Genomic DNA, 20,714 nt, shown 5'->3' with positions numbered 1-20,714 from the left:
GGCGGTCGGTCGGCTTGTGCCAAGGTGAGACCGTCGTCCTGCCGAGCCCCCAGGATCACTCTCCCTGGGGGCTTTCGCGCGCAGGCCATCAACCACCGTCCACCACCCCGTCGGAGGGGTAGCCCATGTTCCTGACGATCACCACCACCGGTACTCCCGAGCGCCCGGCCACCGATCTCGGCTTCCTGCTGCACAAGCACCCGGATCGAGCGCAGGCGTTCAACACCTCCCATGGCACCGCGCACGTCTTCTATCCCGAGGCGGACGACCAGCGCTGCACGGCCGCGCTGCTCCTGGAGGTCGACGCGGTGGCGCTGGTGCGCAAGAACAGGAACAAGGGCAAGGGGCGCGGCGGCACACCACACATGGCGCTCGCGCAGTACGTCAACGACCGCCCGTACGCGGCCTCTTCCCTGCTCGCGGTGGCGCTTAGCAGCGTGTTCTCCAGCGCGATCAAGGGAGTCTGTGCGGCACGGCCCGAACGCGCGGGCCAGGCACTGCCGTTGCGCATCGAGATCCCCTCGCTGCCCGCGCGCGGCGGCACCGGGCTCATACGCCGTCTGTTCGAGCCGCTCGGCTGGACGGTCGACGCCGTGCCGGTGATGCTGGACACGCAGTTCCCGGAGTGGGGCGAATCCCGTTACGTGGGGCTCGTACTGGAGTCCTCGGAGCTGACGCTGGCCGAGGCGCTGCGTCACCTCTATGTCCTGCTGCCGGTGCTCGACGGCGCCAAGCACTACTGGGTCGCGGCGGACGAGGTCGACAAGCTGCTGCGTGCCGGTGAGGGCTGGCTGTCCGACCACCCCGAGCAGCAGTTGATCACCAACCGCTATCTGTCGCGCCGTTGGTCCCTGGCCCGTGAGGCGCGGGAGCGCCTGGAGCTGGTGCGGCTGGCCGAGGCGGACGACAGCGAGGTCGAGGAGATCGACAACGCGGTCGGGGAGGACACCGGGCCCGGCGACGAGGAGAACGGGGAGAGCGGGGAGACGACCGGTACCGGGCAGAGCCCCGAGACCACCGAGGCGACCGGTACCGCCGAGGCCGCCGGCCCCGACGAGAGCGCCGGCACCGACGGAGAGTCGCAGGCGCCCGAGAAGCCCGCGCCCCTCGCCGTGCAGCGGCGGGACGCCATCGTCGCGGCGTTGCGGGCCTCCGACTGTGCGCGCGTGCTCGACCTCGGGTGCGGCGAGGGCCAGTTGGTGCAGACCCTGCTCAAGGACCCGGCGTTCACACAGATCGTCGGCGTCGATGTGTCGATGCGGGCGCTCACCATCGCCTCGCGGCGGCTGAAGCTGGACCGCATGGGGGAGCGGCAGTCCTCGCGTATCACCCTGTTCCAGGGCTCGCTCACCTACACCGACAACCGGCTCAAGGGGTACGACGCCGCTGTCCTGAGCGAGGTCGTCGAGCACCTGGACCTGCCCCGGCTGCCCGCCCTGGAGTACGCGGTGTTCGGTTCGGCCCGCCCGCGTACGGTGCTCGTGACGACCCCGAATGCCGAGTACAACGTCCGCTGGGAGACCCTCCCGGCCGGGCATGTCCGCCACAGCGACCACCGCTTCGAATGGACCCGGGAGGAGTTCCGCACCTGGGCCCGTCAGGTGGGCGAACAGCACGGCTACAGCGTCGAGTTCACCCCGGTGGGCCCCGACGACCCCGAGGTGGGCCCGCCCACCCAGATGGCCGTGTTCCACCTGCGTACGACCACGACCACGACCCCGCACACCGCGAAGGAGGCGGCGGCATGACCGAGAACCAGGGGCGCACCCTGCCCGTCACCGACCTCTCCCTCGTGGTCCTGATCGGCGCGACCGGATCGGGCAAGTCGACCTTCGCCCACCGGCACTTCCAGCCGACCGAGGTCCTCTCCTCGGACTTCTGCCGCGGCCTGGTGGCCGACGACGAGAACGACCAGAGCGCCAGCCGCGACGCCTTCGACGTGCTCCACTACATCGCGGGCAAGCGCCTCGCGGCCGGTCGGCGCACGGTCGTCGACGCGACCAGCGTGCAGCAGGAGAGCCGCCGTCAGCTCATCGAACTGGCCAAGCGGCACGACGTGTTGCCCATCGCGATCGTGCTCGACGTACCCGAGGAGGTGTGCGCCGAGCGCAACGCGGCCCGCACCGACCGGGCCACCATGCCGCGCCGGGTCGTCCGGCGCCACGTACGCGAACTGCGCCGTTCCTTGCGGCACTTGGAGCGGGAGGGCTTCCGCAAGGTGCACGTCCTGCGGGGCGTGGAGGAGATCGAGCACGCGACGGTCGTGACCGAGAAGCGGTTCAACGACCTGACCCACCTCACCGGCCCCTTCGACATCATCGGCGACATCCACGGCTGCTCCGCCGAACTGGAGGCGCTGCTAGGCAAGTTGGGCTACGTCGACGGGGCGCACCCGGAAGGCCGTACGGCCGTCTTCGTCGGCGACCTCGTGGACCGCGGCCCGGACAGTCCGGGCGTGCTGCGCCGCGTCATGGCGATGGTGGCGTCGGGCAACGCGCTGTGCGTGCCCGGCAACCACGAGAACAAGTACGGGCGTCACCTCAAGGGCCGCAAGGTCCAGCACACGCACGGACTCGCCGAGACGATCGAGCAGATGGAGGGCGAGAGCGAGGAGTTCCGGCAGCAGGTACGGGAGTTCATCGACGGCCTGGTCAGTCACTACGTCCTCGACGGCGGCCGACTGGTCGTCTGCCACGCCGGTCTGCCCGAGAAGTACCACGGCCGCACCTCCGGCCGCGTCCGCTCGCACGCGCTGTACGGCGACACCACCGGGGAGACGGACGAGTTCGGCCTGCCCGTGCGCTACCCCTGGGCGGAGGACTACCGCGGCAGCGCGGCAGTGGTGTACGGCCACACCCCCGTCCCGCAGGCCACCTGGCTGAACAACACCATCTGCCTGGACACGGGCGCCGTCTTCGGCGGCCGGCTGACCGCGCTGCGCTGGCCGGAGCGGGAGCTGGTCGACGTACCGGCCGAGCAGGTCTGGTACGAGCCGACCCGGCCGCTGGCCACCGAGGCGCCCGGCGGCCTCGACGGCCGCCCGCTGCAGTTGACGGACGTACAGGGCCGCCGAGTGGTCGAGACCCGGTACGCGGGCCGGATCACCGTCCGCGAGGAGAACGCGGCGGCTGCGCTGGAGGTCATGAGCCGTTTCGCGGTGGACCCGCGCCTGCTGCCGTACCTGCCGCCGACGATGGCGCCGACCGCGACCTCGCACATCGAGGGCTATCTGGAGCACCCGGCCGAGGCGTTCGCGCAGTACCGGGAGGACGGGATCGCCCGGGTCGTGTGCGAGGAGAAGCACATGGGGTCGCGCGCGGTGGCCCTCGTGTGCAAGGACGCGGAGACCGCGAGCCGTCGCTTCGGTGTGGACGGCCCGACCGGCGCGCTGTACACCCGCACCGGACGGCCGTTCCTCGACGACGGGGCGATGACGGAGGGCATCCTGGACCGGCTGCGGGAGGCCGTCTCGGCGGCGGACCTGTGGCGGGAGCTGGAGACGGACTGGCTGCTGCTGGACGCGGAGCTGATGCCGTGGTCGCTGAAGGCGACCGGCCTGCTGCGCACGCAGTACGCGGCGGTCGGCGCGGCCTCCGGGGCGGTGTTCCCGGGCGCGCTGGCCGCGATCGAGGGAGCGGCGGCGCGCGGCGTCGACGTGGCGGACCTGCTGGCCGGACAGCGCGAGAGGGCGTCGGCCGCGACGGCGTTCACCGAGGCCTACCGCCGCTACTGCTGGCCGACCGACGGCCTGGAGGGCGTGCGTCTCGCGCCCTTCCAGCTCCTCGCGGTGCAGGGCCGCAGCCTGGCCGGGCTGCCCCACGACGAGCAGTTGGCGCTGATCGACCGGATGGTCGGGCACGACGGCAGCGGGCTGCTGCGGACGACCCGCCGACTGTTCGTGGACACCGGGGACCCGGAGTCGGTGCGCGCCGGTGTCGACTGGTGGCTGGAGATGACGGGCCGCGGCGGCGAGGGCATGGTCGTCAAGCCGGTCGAGGCGATCGTGCGGAGCGGCTCGGGCCACCTGGTGCAGCCGGGCATCAAGTGCCGTGGCCGCGAGTACCTCAGGATCATCTACGGTCCTGAGTACACCCGCCCCGAGAACCTGGCCCGACTGCGGAACCGGTTCCTCGGACACAAGCGGTCGCTGGCCACCCGTGAGTACGCGCTGGGCCTGGAGGCCCTGGACCGGCTGGCGGCGGGCGAGCCGCTGTGGCGGGTGCACGAGGCGGTGTTCGCGGTACTGGCACTGGAGTCGGAGCCGGTCGACCCCCGTCTGTGACGGGGGCGGCCACCCAGCGCTCTCGAAGTGCCGCCCAGCGCCCTCGAAGTGTCACCAGCGCTCTCGAAGTGGTGCGCGGTCGGAGTGCCGCGCACCACAATCGCTCCCCGTTCGTGCCGTACGACGGATGAACGCGCGCCCGGCCGGTCAGGATGAAGGCATGGGATTCCATGTCGACTCCGAGGCCGGGCGCCTGCGCCGTGTCATCCTGCACCGGCCGGATCTCGAGCTCAAAAGGCTCACGCCCAGCAACAAGGACGCGCTCCTCTTCGACGACGTGCTGTGGGTGCGCCGGGCGCGCGCGGAGCACGACGGGTTCGCCGACGTCCTGCGCGACCGCGGCGTCGCCGTCCATCTCTTCGGCGATCTGCTCACCGAAGCGCTGGCGGTCCCGGCGGCCAGATCCCTGGTCCTGGGCCGCGTCTTCGACGAGAAGGAGTACGGTCCGCTCGCCACCGACCATCTGCGCGCCGCCTTCGAGAACCTGCCCGCCGCCGAACTCGCCGAGGTCCTCGTCGGCGGGATGACCAAGCGGGAGTTCCTGGACGCCCACCCGGAGCCGTCCTCGGTGCGCTTCCATGTGATGGACCTCGACGACTTCCTGCTCGGGCCCCTGCCCAACCACCTGTTCACCCGGGACACCTCCGCCTGGATCTACGACGGCGTCTCCATCAACGCCATGCGCCTGCCCGCGCGGCAGCGCGAGACCGTCCACTTCGAGGCGATCTACCGGCACCACCCGCTGTTCCGGGACGAGACCTTCCATGTCTGGTCCGAGGGGCAGGCCGACTACCCGTCCACCATCGAGGGCGGTGACGTCCTGGTCATCGGCAACGGTGCGGTGCTCATCGGCATGAGCGAGCGCACCACGCCCCAGGCCGTCGAGATGCTCGCGCACAAGCTCTTCGCCGCCGGGTCGGCCCGGACCATCGTCGCGCTCGACATGCCGAAGCGCCGCGCCTTCATGCATCTCGACACCGTGATGACCATGGTCGACGGCGACACCTTCACCCAGTACGCGGGGCTCGGCATGCTCCGCTCGTACACCATCGAGCCGGGGGGCGACGACAAGGAGCTGAAGGTCACCGACCATCCGCCCGAGCACATGCACCGCGCGATCGCCGCCGCGCTCGGCCTGAGCGAGGTACGGGTGCTGACCGCCTCCCAGGACGTGCACGCGGCGGAGCGGGAGCAGTGGGACGACGGCTGCAACGTCCTCGCGGTCGAGCCGGGTGTGGTCATCGCCTACGAGCGCAACGCCACCACCAACACGCATCTGCGCAAGCAGGGGATCGAGGTGATCGAGATCCCGGGGAGCGAGCTGGGCCGGGGGAGGGGCGGGCCCCGGTGCATGAGCTGTCCGGTGCAGAGAGATGCTGTTGTCGGATAGCGCGTACGGTGGCTCCGTATAGAAATGTGAGGTCTCGTATACACTTACATTCGTTCCCCTGTTCGTCTTGCCTTTCGTACCTCTGGAGCGCCCCATGGCGACCGTCCCGACCGCCCTCGCGGGCCGCCACTTCCTCAAGGAGCTGGACTTCACCGCCGAGGAGTTCCGCGCGCTGATCGAGCTGGCCGCCGAGCTGAAGGCGGCCAAGAGGGCCGGGACCGAGCAGCAGTACCTCCAGGGCAAGAACATCGCGCTCGTCTTCGAGAAGACCTCGACGCGCACGCGCTGCGCGTTCGAGGTCGCGGCGGCCGACCAGGGGGCGCACACGACGTATCTCGACCCCGTCGGCTCGCAGATCGGGCACAAGGAGTCCGTCAAGGACACCGCCCGGGTGCTCGGCCGGATGTTCGACGCGATCGAGTACCGCGGGCACGGACAGGGCGTCGTCGAGGAGCTGGCCACCCACGCCGGGGTCCCCGTCTACAACGGCCTCACCGACGAGTGGCACCCCACACAGATGCTCGCCGACGTGCTCACCATGACCGAGCACTGCGACAAGCCGCTGACCGAGACGGCCTTCGCCTACCTGGGTGACGCCCGGTACAACATGGGCAACTCCTACCTCGTCACCGGCGCCCTGCTCGGCATGGACGTCCGCATCGTCGGCCCCCGGCTGCTGTGGCCGGACGACACCATCATCGAGGTGGCCCAGCATCTCGCCCAGACCTCCGGCGCCCGGATCACCCTCACCGAGGACGTCAAGGAAGGCGTGCGCGGCGCCGACTTCGTCGCCACCGACGTATGGGTGTCGATGGGCGAGCCCAAGCAGGTCTGGGACGAGCGCATAGCGCTGCTCGGCCCGTACGCCGTGACCATGGACGTGCTGCGCGCCACCGGCAACGACGACGTGAAGTTCCTGCACTGCCTCCCGGCCTTCCACGACCTCGGCACCGACGTCGGCCGCGAGATCCTGGAGCGGCACGGGCTGACCGAACTGGAGGTCACCGACGAGGTGTTCGAGTCCGAGCACTCCGTGGTCTTCGACGAGGCGGAGAACCGGATGCACACGATCAAGGCGGTCCTGGTCGCCACCCTCGGCGGACCTCCCGCACCCGCACCTTCACCCCTCGGCTGACCGACCGCCCTCCACCCGCACCCCCGGCCTCCCCCAAGCCCCTTCCCGTACCATCCTCGGCGGGCCCGGAACCACCCCCTCCGCGCCCGCCGTGCGACCGCCCCCAGCTCTCGGTATCCCCCCACGGACCCCCGAGCGACGGCACCCCTCTGGTCGCCGCACACCGAAAGAGCACCACCCTCATGCCCGGCTCACCCGCCAACCGCTTCCGTATCAAGTCCCCCACACGGCTCGTCGCCGAGGCAGGCGCCGACCTCGAAGGCCATGGCCTCAAGCGCCACATGGGCCTGTTCCACCTCGTCTGCTTCGGCGTCGGCGCGATCGTCGGCACCGGCATCTTCGTCGGGCTCTCCGAATCGGTCGCCCAGGCCGGTCCCGCGGTCGTCGTCTCCTTCGTGCTCGCCGCGATCACCTGCGTCTTCACCGCGTTCGCCTTCGCCGAGCTGGGCGGCGCGATCCCGGTCTCGGGCTCCTCGTACTCCTTCGCCTACGCGGGCCTCGGCGAGGGCACGGCCTTCCTCGTCGGCTGGTGCCTGCTCCTCGAGTACGGCATCTCGGTGTCCGCGGTCGCGGTCGGCTGGAGCCAGTACGTCAACGAACTGCTGCACAGCCTCACCGGCTGGACGCTGCCCGCGGCGCTCTCCGCCGGACCGGGCGACGGCGGGGTGATCAACCTGCCCGCCGTGATCGTGATCGCCCTCGCCTCCGTCCTGCTCGTGCGCGGAGTGCGCGAGAGCGCGGGCGCCACGGCCGCCATGGCCGTCCTCAAGCTCGCGATCCTCGTCGCCTTCTGCGTCATCGGGTACAGCGCCTTCAAGGACGGCAACCTGACCCCGTTCTCCCCGGCCGGGCTCGGCGGCATCGGCGCCGGCACCACCGCCGCCTTCTTCTCGTACATCGGCTTCGACGCGATCACCACCGCGGGCGAGGAGGCCAAGAACCCCCGCCGCGACATCCCGGTCGCCATCCTCGTCTGCATCGGTGTGGTGACGCTGCTGTACTGCGCGGTCGCGCTCGCCGCGATCGGCGCCATCGGCGGCCCCGAGGTCGGCGGGCGCCCCGCCGCGCTGTCCTACGTCGTCAACCAGGTCACCGGCTCCACGATCGGCGGCGGTGTCATCGCCTTCGGTGCGGTCGTCGCCATCGCCTCGGTCGTCCTCGCCGTGATGTACGGCCAGACCCGCATCCTCATGTCGATGTCCCGGGACGGACTCATCCCGCGGGTGTTCGAACGCATCTCGCCGAAGACCTCGACGCCGGTGGCCGGCACGCTGATCGTGGCGCTCGTCTTCGCGATCCCGGCGGCCTTCGCCTCACTGGACTCCGTGGTCAACCTGTGCACGATCGGCACACTCGCCATCATGGCCGTCGTCAACATCGCGGTCATGGCCCTGCGCCGCCGTGAGCCGGGCCTCGCCCGCACCTTCCGGGTGCCGCTCTACCCCGTGATGCCGCTGCTCGGCGTCGCGTTCTGCCTGTACCTGATCTACCAGACGGGCTGGACGACCTGGGTGCAGTTCGTGGTGTTCCTGGCGGTCGGGTCCCTCGTGTACGTCCTCTACGGGCGTCGGCACTCGCGGCTGGCCGCGGGCCTGCGTACCACGCGTACGGACGAGGTCACGCCGGACGCCACTGCCGTGGAAACACCGGCAGTCTGAACCACACCGCCTTGCCGGACGCGGTGAGGCGGTGGCCGCAGGACGAACTCAGGCTGCGGATCAGCAGCAGGCCCCGACCGTGCTCCTGCCACGGGTCGGGGTCCTCCACGACCGGCTGGGTCAGATTGCCGGGCGGTGCCGGGTCGGGGTCGTGCACCTCGACCTTGCAGCCCGTCGGCAGCAGCTCGACCACCAGCTCTATCGGACCCTCACCCGCGGCGTGCTCCACGGCGTTCGCGACCAGTTCCGCGGTGAGCAGCTCCGCGGTGTCGCCGTCGGTCGCGTGCTCGACATCCGCGATCGCCGTACGGATCAGGGCGCGGGCGACGGGCACGGCCTCGGCGGTGTGGGGCAGGGCGACGCGCCAGAAGGCGGGTTCGGGGGGCTCGTACAAGGCGGATCCGTTCCTGGCGCGCAGGGTGTCCTGCTCTCCATATGAAGGGCATGGTACGGCGCGCCCCATACAGGGCGGTCGGCGGGGTTTCGCCCGGAAACCGCATCGTTTCCGGACTCTGCTGTCTCGTTACGGTCTCTGCTGTCTCGTGAGGGCACTACCTCCACCGACGCCCCACAGAACCACGCAGTGCCCACCGTTACCGGGCTGTCGACAAGGCGTGACGAGACACCCGACCTTCCCGATCGGCCGAATCTTATCGCGCACTCGTGACGACAGTCACGAACAGGTGATAGCTTCATGGTGGAGCAGCGCAGTGGAGCAGAGCAGCAGTCCGGACACCGCCCCGTCCGAGGAGGCAGCACGCCATGAGTCCCTTCACCGGCTCGGCCGCCCGCACATCCGACTGGCGGCACCTGCGGTGCGTCTGCGCCGACGGGGTAGCCACGGTCACCCTCGCCCGCCCGGAGAAGCTCAACGCCCTCACCTTCGGCGCCTACGCCGACCTGCGCGACCTGCTGGCCCAGCTCTCCCGGGAGCGGTCCGTCCGGGCCCTGGTGCTGGCCGGTGAGGGGCGCGGCTTCTGCTCCGGCGGCGATGTCGACGAGATCATCGGCGCCACGCTGTCCATGGACACCGCCTCGCTCCTCGACTTCAACCGCATGACCGGACAGGTCGTACGGGCGGTGCGGGAGTGCCCGTTCCCGGTGATCGCCGCCCTGCACGGGGTGGCCGCGGGCGCGGGCGCCGTCCTGGCGCTGGCCGCGGACTTCAGGGTGGCGGACCCCTCGGCCCGCTTCGCCTTCCTCTTCACCCGGGTCGGCCTCTCCGGCGGCGACATGGGCGCCGCCTATCTGCTGCCCCGGGTCGTCGGCCTCGGGCACGCCACCCGGCTGCTCATGCTGGGCGAACCGGTGCGCGCCGCCGAGGCCGAACGCATCGGGCTGATCAGCGAACTGACCGAGGAGGGCCGCGCCGACGAGGCCGCCCAGGCGCTGGCCCGCCGACTCGCCGACGGCCCGGCGCTCGCCCACGCCCAGACGAAGGCCCTGCTCACCGCGGAGTTGGACATGCCGCTCGCCGCCTCCGTCGAACTGGACGCCGCCACCCAGGCGTTGCTGATGAACGGCGAGGACTACGCCGAGTTCCACGCGGCGTTCACCGAGAAGCGGGCCCCGAAGTGGCAGGGGAGGTAGCCATGACAGCGGTACGCACGGAAGCGGGGCGGCCCCTGCGTGTGGCCGTCATCGGCGGCGGCCCCGGCGGGCTGTACACCGCGGCTCTGCTCAAACGCCTCGACCCCGCCCGCGAGATCACCGTCTGGGAGCGCAACGCCCCCGACGACACCTTCGGCTTCGGGGTCGTCCTCTCCGACGAGACCCTCGGCGGCATCGAACACGCCGACCCGGTCGTCCATGCGGCGCTGAAGGACGAGTTCGTGCGCTGGGACGACATCGACATCGTGCACCGGGGCACCCGCCACACCTCGGGCGGCCACGGCTTCGCCGCGCTCGGCAGGCGGCGGCTCCTCGAGATCCTGCACGAGCGCTGCCGCTCCCTCGGCATCGACCTGCGCTTCCGCGCCGAAGTCCCGCATCCGGCCCGCCTCATGGCGGAGTACGACCTGGTGATCGCCGCCGACGGCGTGCACAGCACCACGCGCGCGGCGTACGCCGAGGAGTTCCGGCCCTCTATCGAGGAGCACCGCTGCCGCTACATCTGGCTCGCCGCGGACTTCGCCTTCGACGCGTTCCGCTTCGAGATCGCCGAGACCGAGCACGGCGTGATGCAACTGCACGGCTACCCCTACGCCCGCCCGACCACCGCGGCCGACACCCCCTCGGGCGCCTCCTCGGACACCTCCGCGGGCGCCTCCACAGTGATCATCGAGATGCGCGAGGAGGTGTGGCGGGCGGCCGGGTTCGCGGAGCTGGACACCGCCGAGACGATCGAGCGCTGCGCCAAGATCTTCGCCGACGCCCTCCAGGGCAGGCCGCTGCGGTCCAACAACTCCGCCTGGACCGCCTTCCGTACGGTCGTCAACGCGCACTGGTCGCACGACAACCTGGTCCTCCTCGGCGACGCCGCGCACACCGCGCACTTCTCGATCGGCTCCGGCACCAAGCTCGCGGTGGAGGACGCCCTCGCCCTGGTCGCCTGCCTGGAGGAGCACCCCTCGCTGCGCGAGGCCCTCACCGCCTACGAGGAGGAGCGGCGCCCGGTCGTCGCCTCCACCCAACGCGCGGCACGCGCCAGCCTGGAGTGGTTCGAGAACCTCGCCCTCTATCTCGACCAGCCCGCCCGGCAGTTCGCCTTCAACCTCCTCACCCGCAGCCGCCGGGTCACCCACGACAACCTGCGCCTGCGGGACGCCCGCTTCACCGAGGCCGTGGAGCGGGACTTCGGCTGCCCGCCCGGCACACCCCCGATGTTCACCCCCTTCCGGCTGCGCGGCCTGACCCTGCGCAACCGGGTGGTGGTCTCACCGATGGACATGTACTCCGCGCGCGACGGCGTCCCGGGCGACTTCCACCTCGTCCACCTGGGCGCACGGGCGCTCGGCGGGGCCGCTCTGGTGATGACCGAGATGGTGTGCGTGAGCCCCGAGGGCCGGATCACCCCGGGCTGCGCCGGGCTCTACACCGGGCGCCAGGCCGAGGCATGGCGACGGATCACCGACTTCGCGCACGCGCAGGCACCGGGCACCGCGATCGGCGTACAGCTCGGGCACAGCGGACGCAAGGGCTCCACGAAGCTGATGTGGGAGGGCATGGACGAGCCGCTCCCGAGGGGTAACTGGCCGCTCGTGGCCGCCTCCCCGCTCCCGTACAAGCCGGGAAGCCAGACCCCCCGCGAGCTGACCCGCGCCCAACTGACCGATATCCGCGAGCAGTTCACGGCCGCCGCCCATCGGGCCGCCCGCGCGGGCTTCGATCTCCTCGAACTCCACTGCGCCCACGGCTACTTGCTCTCCGGCTTCCTCTCGCCGCTCACCAACCGCCGCACCGACGCCTACGGCGGCACGCTGGCCAAGCGGCTCCGCTTCCCCTTGGAGGTCTTCGACGCCGTGCGCGCGATGTGGCCCGAGGAGAAGCCGATGACCGTACGGATCTCCGCGAGCGACTGGGCCGAGGGCGGCACCACCGCCGAGGAGGCCGTCGAGATCGCCCGCGCCTTCGCGGCCCACGGCGCGGACGCGATCGATGTGTCGACGGGACAGGTGGTGGCCGAGGAACGGCCCGCGTTCGGGCGCTCGTACCAGACACCGTTCGCCGACCGCATCCGCCACGAGACCGGCATCCCGGTGATCGCCGTGGGCGCCATCTCGTCCTGGGACGACGTCAACTCCCTGATCCTGGCGGGGCGTACGGATCTGTGCGCGCTCGCCCGGCCCCATCTGTACGACCCGCACTGGACGTTGCACGCGGCGGCCGAGCAGGGCTACAGCGGACCGGGCGTCCAGTGGCCCGCACCCTACCGGGCAGGCAGCCGCCGCCCGCAGACCGGCCGCACGGACGCCCCGAAACCCCGGCTCACGCTGGGGAGTTGAGCAAGACACCAGCCAAGTGGGGGACTACACCCCGGCGAAGGCCGCGCCCGCGTCCCGCAACCGCTCGTGCAGCGCCCGGAAGACCTCGCTCGAACGGGCACCCGGCCAGTCCTCCGGGAGCAGTTCGGCGGGCAACCCCGGGTCGACGTAGGGCAGATGGCGCCAGGAGTCCAGGGCGCGCAGATAGTCGGGGTACGCCTCCTCGGGCGGGGTGTCCTTGCGGTGCTGCCACCTCCGCAGCACCGGGGCGTGGTGGTCGAGGAAGGCCTCGTGCTGTTCGGCGAGCGCGTTCAGGTCCCACCAGCGGGCCACGGCCTGCGCGGTCGGTGCGAAGCCGAGGTGCTCACCGCGGAAGAAGTCCACATAGGGGTCGAGATCCAGCCGCGTCAGCGTGTGCCGGGTCTCCTCGTAGAGCCGGGCCGGGGCGATCCACACCCCGGGGGCCGCCGTTCCGAAGCCGAGCCCGGCGAGCCGGGAGCGCAGCAGATGCCGCTTCTGCCGCTGCGTCTCCGGTACCGAGAACACCGCGAGCACCCAGCCCTCGTCCTTCGGGGACGTCGTCGCGTACACGCGCCGGTCGCCGTCCTCCAGCAACTGCCGGGCGTCCGGGGACAGCGCGTACCCGGCCGCGCCCGTCGCGGTGCGCTCCGGTACGAGCAGTCCGCGCCGCTTGAGCCGTGACACCGACGAGCGGACGGAGGGCGCGTCGACGCCGACCGCGGCGAGCAGCCGGATCAGCTCGGCCACCGGAACCGGGCCGGGGACGAAACGGCCGTACGCGCCGTAGAAGGTGACGATGAGGGACCGGGGAGCGTGCTGATCGGACACGTTGATCACTCTAGATCGTCCGCGTCAGCCATCACCGTCCGCGGGTGCCGACTTGACGTCCGTGCTCTCGACCGTGCTCTCGTCCGCGCTCTCTTCCATGCGCAGCCGGAACCGTTGGAGCTTGCCCGTCGCGGTGCGCGGCAGCGCGTCCACGAAGAGGAACTCGCGGGGGCACTTGTAGGGCGCCAACTCCGCGAGCAGGAAGGCCCGTAAGGCCTCCGGGTCACGGGACGCGCCCGCCCGGAGGACGGTGTACGCCACCGCGATCTGCCCACGTGTCGGGTCGGGCCGTCCGACGACCGCCGTCTCGATGACGTCGGGGTGGCGCAGGAGGGCGTCCTCGACCTCGGGTCCGGCGATGTTGTAGCCCGCCGAGATGATCATGTCGTCGGCGCGTGCGACATAGCGGAAGTAGCCGTCGGAGCCCCGGACATAGGTGTCCCCGGTGATGTTCCAGCCGCCTCGCACGTACTGCCGTTGCCGCGGGTCGGCGAGATAGCGGCAGCCGACCGGGCCGCGCACCGCGAGCAGTCCGGGTTCGCCGTCGGGCAGAGGTCTGCCGTCGGCGTCCTGTATCCGCGCCTGCCATCCCGGTACCGGAACTCCCGTGGTTCCGGGGCGGATCAGGCCGTCCGCGGCGGAGATGAAGATGTGCAGCAGCTCGGTGGCGCCGATGCCGTTGATGACGCGCAGCCCGGTGCGCTCGTGCCAGGCGCGCCAGGTCGCCGCGGGCAGGTTCTCACCGGCCGACACACAGCGCCGCAGCGAGGTGATGTCGTACCCGTCCAGCTCGTCGAGCATCGCGCGGTACGCGGTCGGCGCGGTGAACAGTACGGAGACCCGGTGTGCGGCGATCGCGGGCAACAACTGCCGCGGGCCCGCCTGTTCGAGCAGCAGGGCGCTGGCCCCGGCCCGCAGCGGGAAGATCACGAGCCCGCCGAGCCCGAAGGTGAAGCCGAGCGGCGGGCTGCCCGCGAACACGTCGTCGGGGCGCGGCCCGAGCACATGGCGGGAGAAGGTGTCCGCGATGGCCAGCAGATCGCGGTGGAAGTGCACACAGCCCTTCGGGCGCCCCGTGGTGCCCGAGGTGAAGGCGATCAGCGCCACGTCGTCCGCCGCCGTGTCCACGGGCGCGTACGGCTCCTCGGACGTGGGCAGCCGCGACAGGTCGTCGGGGCCGTCACCGCCGTAGGTGGTGAGACGCAGTCCGGGGACGTCGGCCTTCACCAGGTCGTCGGCCACGCGCGCGTCGCACAGGGCGTGGCTCACCCGGGCGATCTCGCACATCGTGCGCAACTCGTGCGCGCGCTGCTGGGCCAGCACGGTGACGGCGACCGCGCCCGCCTTCAGCACCGCGAGCCAGCACGCCGCCAACCGCGGGGTGGTGGGTCCCCGCAGCAGGACCCGGTTGCCCGGCACGACGCCGAGGTGGGAGGTGAGCGCGTGGGCGATCCGGTCGACCCGGGCGCGGAGCTGTCCGTACGTCCACACCTCGCCGTCCGCGGTACGGAAGGCGGGGCGCTCGGGGGCAGTGCGGGCGAGCAGTTCGACGGCGGCGTTCAGCCGTTCGGGGTAGCGCAGCTCGGGCAGGTCGAAGCGCAGCTCGGGCCACAGTTCGGGGGGCGGGAGGTGGTCGCGCGCGAAGGTGTCGACGTGGGCGGTGCGGGTGGCCTCGGCCGACGTCGGTGCCGGCGCGGGGTCCGCGGTGTCCGTGGCGCTGGTGGGACTGGTGGCGCTTGTAGGACTGGTGGCGCTTGTGGCGTCCCTCGGGTCCATGGCGGTTCGCCCCCTTGTCGTGGTGGGCTCGCGCATCGAGCGTATCGTGTTGGTGACGACAGTCAATGCTTCGCGATACGGTCGGAGGAACAGCCCGGCGCCCGGCGCCCCCGGTGCGCCGTCAGGGAGAGGGGACCGGCCATGAGCGCATTCTCACTCGACCCGGCGCGCACCGCCTGGCGCGCCGAACTGCGCGCGGCGGCCGAGGAGCGGCTGCGCCCGCTCGCGGAGAAGGGCGAGCCTGGCCGCGTCAACCGCGCGCTCGTCAGCGAACTCGGCCGACTCGGGCTGCTGGAGCGGCTGTTCACCTCCGGCGCGCTCGACCTGTGCCTGATGCGGGAGTCCCTCGCGTACGCCTGCACGGAGGCGGAGACGGCGCTCGCCCTCCAGGGCCTGGGCGCGTACCCCGTGCACGCGTACGGCACCGGGGCCCAGCGCGACCGCTGGCTCCCCGGCGTCCGCGACGGTTCCACGGTGGCCGCCTTCGCCCTGACGGAACCGGACGCGGGCTCGGACGCGGGGGCACTCGCGTTGCGGGCGGAGCCGGACGGAGGGGGGACGACGGGCGAGGGCGACGGCCCGGTACGCCATGGCGAGAGCTCGGTGCGTGCCGAGCGCGACGGTCGTCGGGGCTGGCGGCTCACCGGTGAGAAGTGCTGGATCTCCAACGCCCCCGAGGCCGACTTCTACACCGTCTTCGCGCGCACCACCCCCGGCGCGGGTTCCCGCGGCGTGACCGCCTTCCTGGTGCCCGCCGATCGCACGGGCCTGACCGGCACCGCGCTGGACATGCTCTCGCCGCACCCCATCGGCGCCCTCGCCTTCGACGCCGTACCCGTCACGACGGACGACCTCCTCGGCGAGCCCGACCGCGGCTTCCGTGTCGCCATGGGCACCCTCAACCTCTTCCGCCCCAGCGTCGGCGCCTTCGCCGTGGGCATGGCACAGGCCGCCCTGGACGCGACCCTCGCCCACACCACACGCCGACAGGCGTTCGGCGGCGCGCTCAAGGACCTCCAGACCGTCTCCCACCAGGTCGCCGAGATGGCCCTGCGCACCGAGGCGGCCCGCCTCATGGTCTACGCGGCGGCGACGGCGTACGACGCGCAGGCCCCGGACGTCCCGCGCCGCGCCGCCATGGCGAAGCTGCTGGCGACCGAGACGGCGCAGTATGTCGTCGACACCGCCGTCCAGTTGCACGGCGCCCGCGCCCTGCGCCGCGGCCACCTCCTGGAACACCTCTACCGAGAGGTACGCGCACCTCGGATCTACGAGGGCGCGAGCGAGGTCCAACGCGGCATCATCGCCAAGGAGTTGTACGCCACCGTGGAGGCATCGTGACCACCGAACGCACCGACCGACCCGTCCTCTCGCGCGTCGACCCGCCCACGCTGTCCCGGCCGTCGGGCTTCAGTCACGCCGTCGTCGCCACCGGGTCGCGGGTGGTGTTCCTGGCGGGCCAGACCGCGCTCGACGCGGACGGCAAGGTGGTCGGCGCCACCCTGCCGGAGCAGTTCGAACGGGCCCTGACCAACCTGCTCGACGCCCTGCGCGCCGCGGGCGGCACCCCCGCCGACCTCGCCCGCGTCACCGTCTACGCCACCGACGTGGCCGACTACCGTACCCACGCGCCCGAACTCGGCGCCGTTTGGCGGAGGTTGGCGGGCCGTGACTACCCCGCGATGGCCGTCGTCGGCATCACCCGCCTCTGGGACGAGGAAGCCTTGGTGGAACTCGACGGATTCGCGGTCCTCCCGTAACCCCCTCGTGCGGAACCCGTAGCCCCCTCGTACGGAAGCCGGACCCCAACTCGCCACCGAAGGGGTGACGATCACACCTCCGCGCCCGACCTCCCGGTACCTGTGGGAATTCCCCACACCAGGAGGTACTCCCATGTCCTTGCGCCATGCCCTCGGCGCGGCCGTCGCGGCCACCCTGCTGCTGTCCGCCGCCCCCGCCGCGGGCGCCACCTCCGGCTCGTACGACAGGCTGACGATCGACTCGACCGGACGTCTCACCCGCTACGGCGTGCTGACCCTCTCCGGCAGCTACCGCTGTCGGCACAGCACCGGTCCCACCTTCATCGCCTCCTCGATCTCCCAGCGCGACCCCCGCGTACGCCACGGCATCGGCGGCACCATGGCGATCTGCGACGGCACCTGGCACCGCTGGGCCAACTCGGAGCGCAACGAAGGCGTGTACCACCTGGGCCGGGCCTATGTGGAGGCCACCTTGATGGAACTGAGCGGCCACGGACTGCCCCTGCCCCACTTCCACGCGGTCCAGCGAAAGACCATCACCCTGGTCAGACGCTGACCCCGTACGGCGAACGGCCCCGGCACTCCTGTGAACTCCCCGCCGCGCGTGGCGTGTCGGGAGCGCCGGGCCGCCGGATCACGCGCGCGACGACCTCTCACACGGGGGCTCGTCGTCGGTCGCCAGCCGCGCATGACGCTCGACGTCGTAGCGCACGCCGTCGTACTCCAACCTCCGCCGCTCGACGCCCTCCACGGCGAACCCGGCCGCCCTGGCCACCTTGCAGGACGCCGGGTTGTCGACCCGATGGGCCAACTCCAGCCGGAACAAGTCGAGTTCGTCGAAGGCCCAACGCGCCAGCGCCCGGGACGCGTGTGACGCGACACCCTGGCCGCGGGCCGACGCCGTAGTCCAGTACGACACCCACCCGGTCCGATGCCGCCGGTCCGTGACCCGGACCGCGACATTGCCCACCACGCTGTCCGCGGCATCGACCACCGCGAAGGCGAAGGCGGTACCCGAGCCCCACTGCTCGGCCTGGCCCGCGAGCCACCGCTCGGCTGCCTCCAACGAGACCACGGGCTCACGCGCCTGACGCTCCATCAACGGCTCCGCGAACGCGGCCAACACCGACGGCGCGTCCGCGGCCGACCAGCGACGCAGCCACAAGCCCGCGGAAGCCTCCAGATGATCACGCACCCGGTCGAGTCTTCCGCACCGCCACTTCGGAGGCAACGCCGTTCTCGTCAGCCGTTGGGCGTCGACGTGGAGAGCACCGCCCGGACGGTCTTGCCGCTGGGCGGGTAGGGGGCGGTGTCCCAGTGGTCGACGAGAGCGGCCACCAACGACAGGCCACGCCCGCCGCAGTGCAGCGCGTCAAGTTCCGCGTCCATCGCGGGGATCCGCGGATACCGGTCCCCGCGGGCGTCGGTGACCTCGATACGGAGGCGACCGGCCGCCGGGTCGAAGACGAGTGTGAGCCGGAAGCTGCGGCCGGGCACGCGGCCGTGGAGCACGGCGTTGGAGGCGAGTTCACCGACGACGAACTCGGCGCGCTCCGTGAGGTCTTGCGGGGCATCCCAGAACCGCAGTTCGGTGACGCTGAGAAGCCGGGCGAGTCGGGCGCCGCGCCGCGTGGAGGACAGTAGCTGCGTGAACATGCGTTCAGGCGCGCTGACTTGGGGAAACGCTTGGTTCATGGGGTCAGCGTGGCGGTCGCGCACGGGTGAGGGCGAGCGGCGCGCCTCGTACGGTGAGTCAGCGTACGGGCACGAAGAGTGGACAGTACGCGGACGGCTGCGTCACGCTGAGTTGTGTGTAGGGAGCGGCGCAAGGGGCTGCCGCGGCGCGGTACGAGGAGAGGGGCGGCGGATGGGCAACGTCGAAGGGGGCGCGGGTGAGGTCGAGTGGGAGCGGGAGCCTCATCCATCGGACAGTCTGCGCACGTTCGGCGCGGTGGTCCAGGCGCTGCGGGAGCACGCTGGGCTCAGCCGCGCCGAGCTGGCTGCTCTCGTCCAGTTCTCCAAACACATCGTGGAGTCGGTGGAGTTGGGCCGCCGAATGCCGGACGACGCCTTCGTGGACCGCGCGGAGGGAGCGCTCGGCAACACGGGTGCGCTGCGCAAGGCCGCCCGGTTCCTGAGCCGAAGCGAGGTGGGTCTCGCGGCTTGGTTCCGCCAGTGGGCGAGGCTGGAACGGGAAGCGGTGGGCCTGTGTACGTACGAGTGCAGGCTGGTGCCGGGGCTGTTGCAGTCGGAGGCGTATGCGCGGGCGGTGTTCGACAACAGCATTCCGCTGCTGACCGACGAGCAGACGGAGGCGCAGTTGGCCGCGCGGTTGCAGCGGCAGGCGATGATGCGGGATCGGCCGACCGTGCCGTTCGGGTTCATCGTGGAGGAGTCGGTCTTCCGGCGGCGGCTCGGAGGTTCACAGGTGCAGTTGAACATGCTGGACCATGTGCTTGAGGTCACCGCGCCACGCAACATCACGCTTCAAGTGGTCCCGCTGGAGCTGGAGTTCCATGGCTGCCTGGACGGGCCCGTGCGAATCTTGGAGACCTCGGAGGGGCGGCGACTTGGGTACTCCGAAGGGCAGCAGAACGGACGACTGATCTCCGACCCGAAAGAGATGAGCCTGCTCTGTCGACGCTATGACACACTGCGCTCACAGGCCCTGAATCCGAAGGAGTCCAGGGACCTGTTGGAGCGACTGCGAGGAGAGCTATGAGCAGCGGCACGCCGGAACTCGCCTGGTTCAAGTCCAGCTACAGCGGTACTCAGGGCGATGACTGTGTGGAGGTAGCGATCGCTGAACAGGCTGTTCATGTGCGGGACTCCAAGGACGTGAGGCGCCCGGCCTTCGTCGTGGGTCGCGAAGGTTGGGGCCGGTTCGTGCGGTTCGCGTCAGAGCGCTGAGCGACTGCGAGGAGAGCTATGAGCAGCGGCACGCCGGAACTCGCCTGGTCCAAGTCCAGCTACAGCGGCAGCCAGGGCGACAGCTGCGTGGAGGTGGCGATCGCTGAACAGGCCGTTCACGTACGGGACTCCAAGGACGTGAGGCGCCCGGCCTTCACGATGGGCCGTGAAGGCTGGGGCCGGTTCGTGCGGTTCGCGGCGGAGCGCTGAGTGGCTTGAGGATGTGCCGTCCGCTGTGCCCGGTGTCGGAGCGGCGGACGGCACGCCTTCACCGCGTTCGGGGGCTCTTCGTCTCGTCCGTAGGACCGTAGCCGAGGGACGCGCGGTTGATGAAACGGTCACCGAGGTCGCGGACGGGTGCGGGCTTCGGCTTCTGCGTCGTGTTCTTCGCCGTGGACTTCCTCGGGGCAGGCGTCTTGCCGCCCACCCGCCCGGCCGGCGTCGACTTCGCCTGCCTGGCGTTCTTCGCGGCCGTCGTGTTACGAGCCGCGAACTTCTCGCGGAGCGCTGAGAGTTGCTCGCGTTCCTGGACAGCCACGTCGGCGGGGAGGGCGTTGGCGAGGGCCCGAGCCCGGCTGAGCGCGTAACGCGCCGCATGCCAGCGCTTGGCGTTGATCGCTGTGCGGGCCACTTCGATGGTCTGCTGCAACGCCTTGATCTTCCCGGGCTGCCGCCGGGGTATGGGTGACTCGGCCCCGCTGCTCCGTCGCTGAGACGCGGCACGGGTACCCCAACCCGTACCCGAGGTCAGGACAACGGCCGAACGAGGGTTGCTGGTCTGGCTTCGACGTACCACGGGACGATTGTGCCTCGACCGAAGGGCTGCCCTGGGCTGCCCGCCCTGGGGATGACGCCCGAAACCCACGAGGTCGGTGACGAGGTGGCTACCATGTGCGGTCGAGGGCGATCACGCGGACGTCCCGGTACGGGTCCATGGCATCACGGAACGCACGTCGTCCCGTTGCCGATTGCGGCAGACACAGCGGACCATGGCGTTGCGTCCAGGATCCAGTCCTTCGGTGTGAATGGAG

General features: G+C 71.2%; 19 protein-coding genes. 13 read left to right on the top strand and 6 right to left on the bottom strand.

The genetic code is table 11. From position 1 onward, the window contains the following. Positions 1–125 precede the first annotated feature (125 nt). From NGF19_RS19480 to NGF19_RS19460, 5 genes are all read left to right on the top strand, one after another. Complete coding sequence (locus tag NGF19_RS19480) at positions 126–1,748, top strand: 3' terminal RNA ribose 2'-O-methyltransferase Hen1 (RefSeq protein ID WP_252426282.1); 1,623 nt, start codon at positions 126–128, stop codon at positions 1,746–1,748. Continuing rightward, on the top strand, positions 1,745–4,282 hold the full coding sequence (locus NGF19_RS19475; RefSeq protein ID WP_252426281.1) for a polynucleotide kinase-phosphatase: 2,538 nt from the start codon (positions 1,745–1,747) through the stop codon (positions 4,280–4,282). Before NGF19_RS19480 ends, NGF19_RS19475 begins: the two co-directional genes overlap by 4 nt. Before the next feature lie 160 nt (positions 4,283–4,442). Next, a complete protein-coding gene (locus tag NGF19_RS19470) occupies positions 4,443–5,672 on the top strand; it encodes an arginine deiminase (RefSeq protein ID WP_252426280.1) in 1,230 nt (409 codons plus the stop codon). A gap of 94 nt (positions 5,673–5,766) precedes the next feature. After that, on the top strand, positions 5,767–6,807 hold the full coding sequence (gene argF / locus NGF19_RS19465) for an ornithine carbamoyltransferase (protein WP_252426310.1): 1,041 nt from the start codon (positions 5,767–5,769) through the stop codon (positions 6,805–6,807). Positions 6,808–6,989: 182 nt separating this feature from the next. After that, positions 6,990–8,465 carry an amino acid permease gene (locus NGF19_RS19460; protein WP_252426279.1) on the top strand — a complete coding sequence of 492 codons (1,476 nt, stop codon included), beginning with the start codon at positions 6,990–6,992 and terminating at the stop codon, positions 8,463–8,465. Here the strand turns inward: NGF19_RS19460 and NGF19_RS19455 are convergent. Next, positions 8,425–8,928, bottom strand: a complete 504-nt coding sequence (locus NGF19_RS19455) for an ATP-binding protein (protein WP_252426277.1) — start codon at positions 8,926–8,928, stop codon at positions 8,425–8,427. The two genes, NGF19_RS19460 and NGF19_RS19455, sit on opposite strands and share 41 nt — an antisense overlap. Before the next feature lie 299 nt (positions 8,929–9,227). Here NGF19_RS19455 and NGF19_RS19450 point away from each other — a divergent pair, with 299 nt between their 5' ends. Further along, a complete protein-coding gene (locus NGF19_RS19450) occupies positions 9,228–10,055 on the top strand; it encodes an enoyl-CoA hydratase family protein (protein WP_252426275.1) in 828 nt (275 codons plus the stop codon). A gap of 2 nt (positions 10,056–10,057) precedes the next feature. Continuing rightward, entirely contained in the window at positions 10,058–12,409 is a 2,352-nt protein-coding gene (locus tag NGF19_RS19445; RefSeq protein WP_252426274.1) for a bifunctional salicylyl-CoA 5-hydroxylase/oxidoreductase, read from the top strand. A 24-nt stretch (positions 12,410–12,433) separates the two neighbouring features. On the opposite strand, the gene NGF19_RS19440 is transcribed toward NGF19_RS19445, so the two are convergent. Continuing rightward, positions 12,434–13,246 carry a PaaX family transcriptional regulator gene (locus NGF19_RS19440; protein WP_252426272.1) on the bottom strand — a complete coding sequence of 271 codons (813 nt, stop codon included), beginning with the start codon at positions 13,244–13,246 and terminating at the stop codon, positions 12,434–12,436. 15 nt (positions 13,247–13,261) lie between these two features. Further along, a complete protein-coding gene (locus tag NGF19_RS19435; protein ID WP_252426270.1) occupies positions 13,262–15,013 on the bottom strand; it encodes an AMP-binding protein in 1,752 nt (583 codons plus the stop codon). 141 nt (positions 15,014–15,154) lie between these two features. On the opposite strand from NGF19_RS19435, the gene NGF19_RS19430 reads away from it, so the two are divergent. The 3 genes from NGF19_RS19430 to NGF19_RS19420 all read left to right on the top strand — a co-directional run bounded on the left by NGF19_RS19430 (position 15,155) and on the right by NGF19_RS19420 (position 17,329). Further along, on the top strand, positions 15,155–16,354 hold the full coding sequence (locus tag NGF19_RS19430; RefSeq protein ID WP_252426269.1) for an acyl-CoA dehydrogenase family protein: 1,200 nt from the start codon (positions 15,155–15,157) through the stop codon (positions 16,352–16,354). After that, positions 16,351–16,773 (top strand): RidA family protein, encoded by a 423-nt coding sequence (locus tag NGF19_RS19425; protein WP_252426268.1) that lies wholly within the window; start codon positions 16,351–16,353, stop codon positions 16,771–16,773. Before NGF19_RS19430 ends, NGF19_RS19425 begins: the two co-directional genes overlap by 4 nt. A gap of 133 nt (positions 16,774–16,906) precedes the next feature. Beyond that, positions 16,907–17,329, top strand: a complete 423-nt coding sequence (locus tag NGF19_RS19420) for a DUF6299 family protein (RefSeq protein WP_252426266.1) — start codon at positions 16,907–16,909, stop codon at positions 17,327–17,329. 78 nt (positions 17,330–17,407) lie between these two features. On the opposite strand, the gene NGF19_RS19415 is transcribed toward NGF19_RS19420, so the two are convergent. Both NGF19_RS19415 and NGF19_RS19410 read right to left on the bottom strand, forming a co-directional pair. Then, on the bottom strand, positions 17,408–17,968 hold the full coding sequence (locus NGF19_RS19415; RefSeq protein ID WP_252426265.1) for a GNAT family N-acetyltransferase: 561 nt from the start codon (positions 17,966–17,968) through the stop codon (positions 17,408–17,410). Between the two features lie 47 nt (positions 17,969–18,015). Then, a complete protein-coding gene (locus NGF19_RS19410) occupies positions 18,016–18,468 on the bottom strand; it encodes an ATP-binding protein (protein WP_252426264.1) in 453 nt (150 codons plus the stop codon). Positions 18,469–18,640: 172 nt separating this feature from the next. Between NGF19_RS19410 and NGF19_RS19405 the strand changes: the two genes are divergently transcribed. The 3 genes from NGF19_RS19405 to NGF19_RS19395 are packed head-to-tail and all read left to right on the top strand — an operon-like array spanning position 18,641 to position 19,893. Continuing rightward, on the top strand, positions 18,641–19,495 hold the full coding sequence (locus NGF19_RS19405; RefSeq protein ID WP_252426262.1) for a helix-turn-helix domain-containing protein: 855 nt from the start codon (positions 18,641–18,643) through the stop codon (positions 19,493–19,495). Beyond that, complete coding sequence (locus NGF19_RS19400; protein ID WP_252426261.1) at positions 19,492–19,683, top strand: DUF397 domain-containing protein; 192 nt, start codon at positions 19,492–19,494, stop codon at positions 19,681–19,683. Before NGF19_RS19405 ends, NGF19_RS19400 begins: the two co-directional genes overlap by 4 nt. Before the next feature lie 18 nt (positions 19,684–19,701). Then, entirely contained in the window at positions 19,702–19,893 is a 192-nt protein-coding gene (locus tag NGF19_RS19395; protein ID WP_252426260.1) for a DUF397 domain-containing protein, read from the top strand. 58 nt (positions 19,894–19,951) lie between these two features. On the opposite strand, the gene NGF19_RS19390 is transcribed toward NGF19_RS19395, so the two are convergent. Beyond that, positions 19,952–20,332, bottom strand: coding sequence for a hypothetical protein (locus tag NGF19_RS19390; RefSeq protein ID WP_252426258.1), 381 nt, complete (start codon positions 20,330–20,332; stop codon positions 19,952–19,954). Positions 20,333–20,714: the final 382 nt, after the last annotated feature.

This window comes from Streptomyces macrolidinus (genome assembly GCF_023887685.1).
GTDB classification, from domain to species: domain Bacteria; phylum Actinomycetota; class Actinomycetes; order Streptomycetales; family Streptomycetaceae; genus Streptomyces; species Streptomyces macrolidinus.
This window is presented reverse-complemented; position numbering and strand designations above follow the sequence as displayed.

Bases quoted from the DNA above. Each gene is read 5' to 3' on its own strand.
- NGF19_RS19480 (WP_252426282.1), top strand. From the start codon at position 126: ATGTTCCTGACGATCACCACCACCGGTACTCCCGAGCGCCCGGCCACC.
- NGF19_RS19475 (WP_252426281.1), top strand. From the start codon at position 1,745: ATGACCGAGAACCAGGGGCGCACCCTGCCCGTCACCGACCTCTCCCTC.
- NGF19_RS19470 (WP_252426280.1), top strand. From the start codon at position 4,443: ATGGGATTCCATGTCGACTCCGAGGCCGGGCGCCTGCGCCGTGTCATC.
- argF (WP_252426310.1), top strand. From the start codon at position 5,767: ATGGCGACCGTCCCGACCGCCCTCGCGGGCCGCCACTTCCTCAAGGAG.
- NGF19_RS19460 (WP_252426279.1), top strand. From the start codon at position 6,990: ATGCCCGGCTCACCCGCCAACCGCTTCCGTATCAAGTCCCCCACACGG.
- NGF19_RS19455 (WP_252426277.1), bottom strand. From the start codon at position 8,928: ATGGGGCGCGCCGTACCATGCCCTTCATATGGAGAGCAGGACACCCTG.
- NGF19_RS19450 (WP_252426275.1), top strand. From the start codon at position 9,228: ATGAGTCCCTTCACCGGCTCGGCCGCCCGCACATCCGACTGGCGGCAC.
- NGF19_RS19445 (WP_252426274.1), top strand. From the start codon at position 10,058: ATGACAGCGGTACGCACGGAAGCGGGGCGGCCCCTGCGTGTGGCCGTC.
- NGF19_RS19435 (WP_252426270.1), bottom strand. From the start codon at position 15,013: ATGGACCCGAGGGACGCCACAAGCGCCACCAGTCCTACAAGCGCCACC.
- NGF19_RS19430 (WP_252426269.1), top strand. From the start codon at position 15,155: ATGAGCGCATTCTCACTCGACCCGGCGCGCACCGCCTGGCGCGCCGAA.
- NGF19_RS19420 (WP_252426266.1), top strand. From the start codon at position 16,907: ATGTCCTTGCGCCATGCCCTCGGCGCGGCCGTCGCGGCCACCCTGCTG.
- NGF19_RS19410 (WP_252426264.1), bottom strand. From the start codon at position 18,468: ATGAACCAAGCGTTTCCCCAAGTCAGCGCGCCTGAACGCATGTTCACG.
- NGF19_RS19405 (WP_252426262.1), top strand. From the start codon at position 18,641: ATGGGCAACGTCGAAGGGGGCGCGGGTGAGGTCGAGTGGGAGCGGGAG.
- NGF19_RS19400 (WP_252426261.1), top strand. From the start codon at position 19,492: ATGAGCAGCGGCACGCCGGAACTCGCCTGGTTCAAGTCCAGCTACAGC.
- NGF19_RS19395 (WP_252426260.1), top strand. From the start codon at position 19,702: ATGAGCAGCGGCACGCCGGAACTCGCCTGGTCCAAGTCCAGCTACAGC.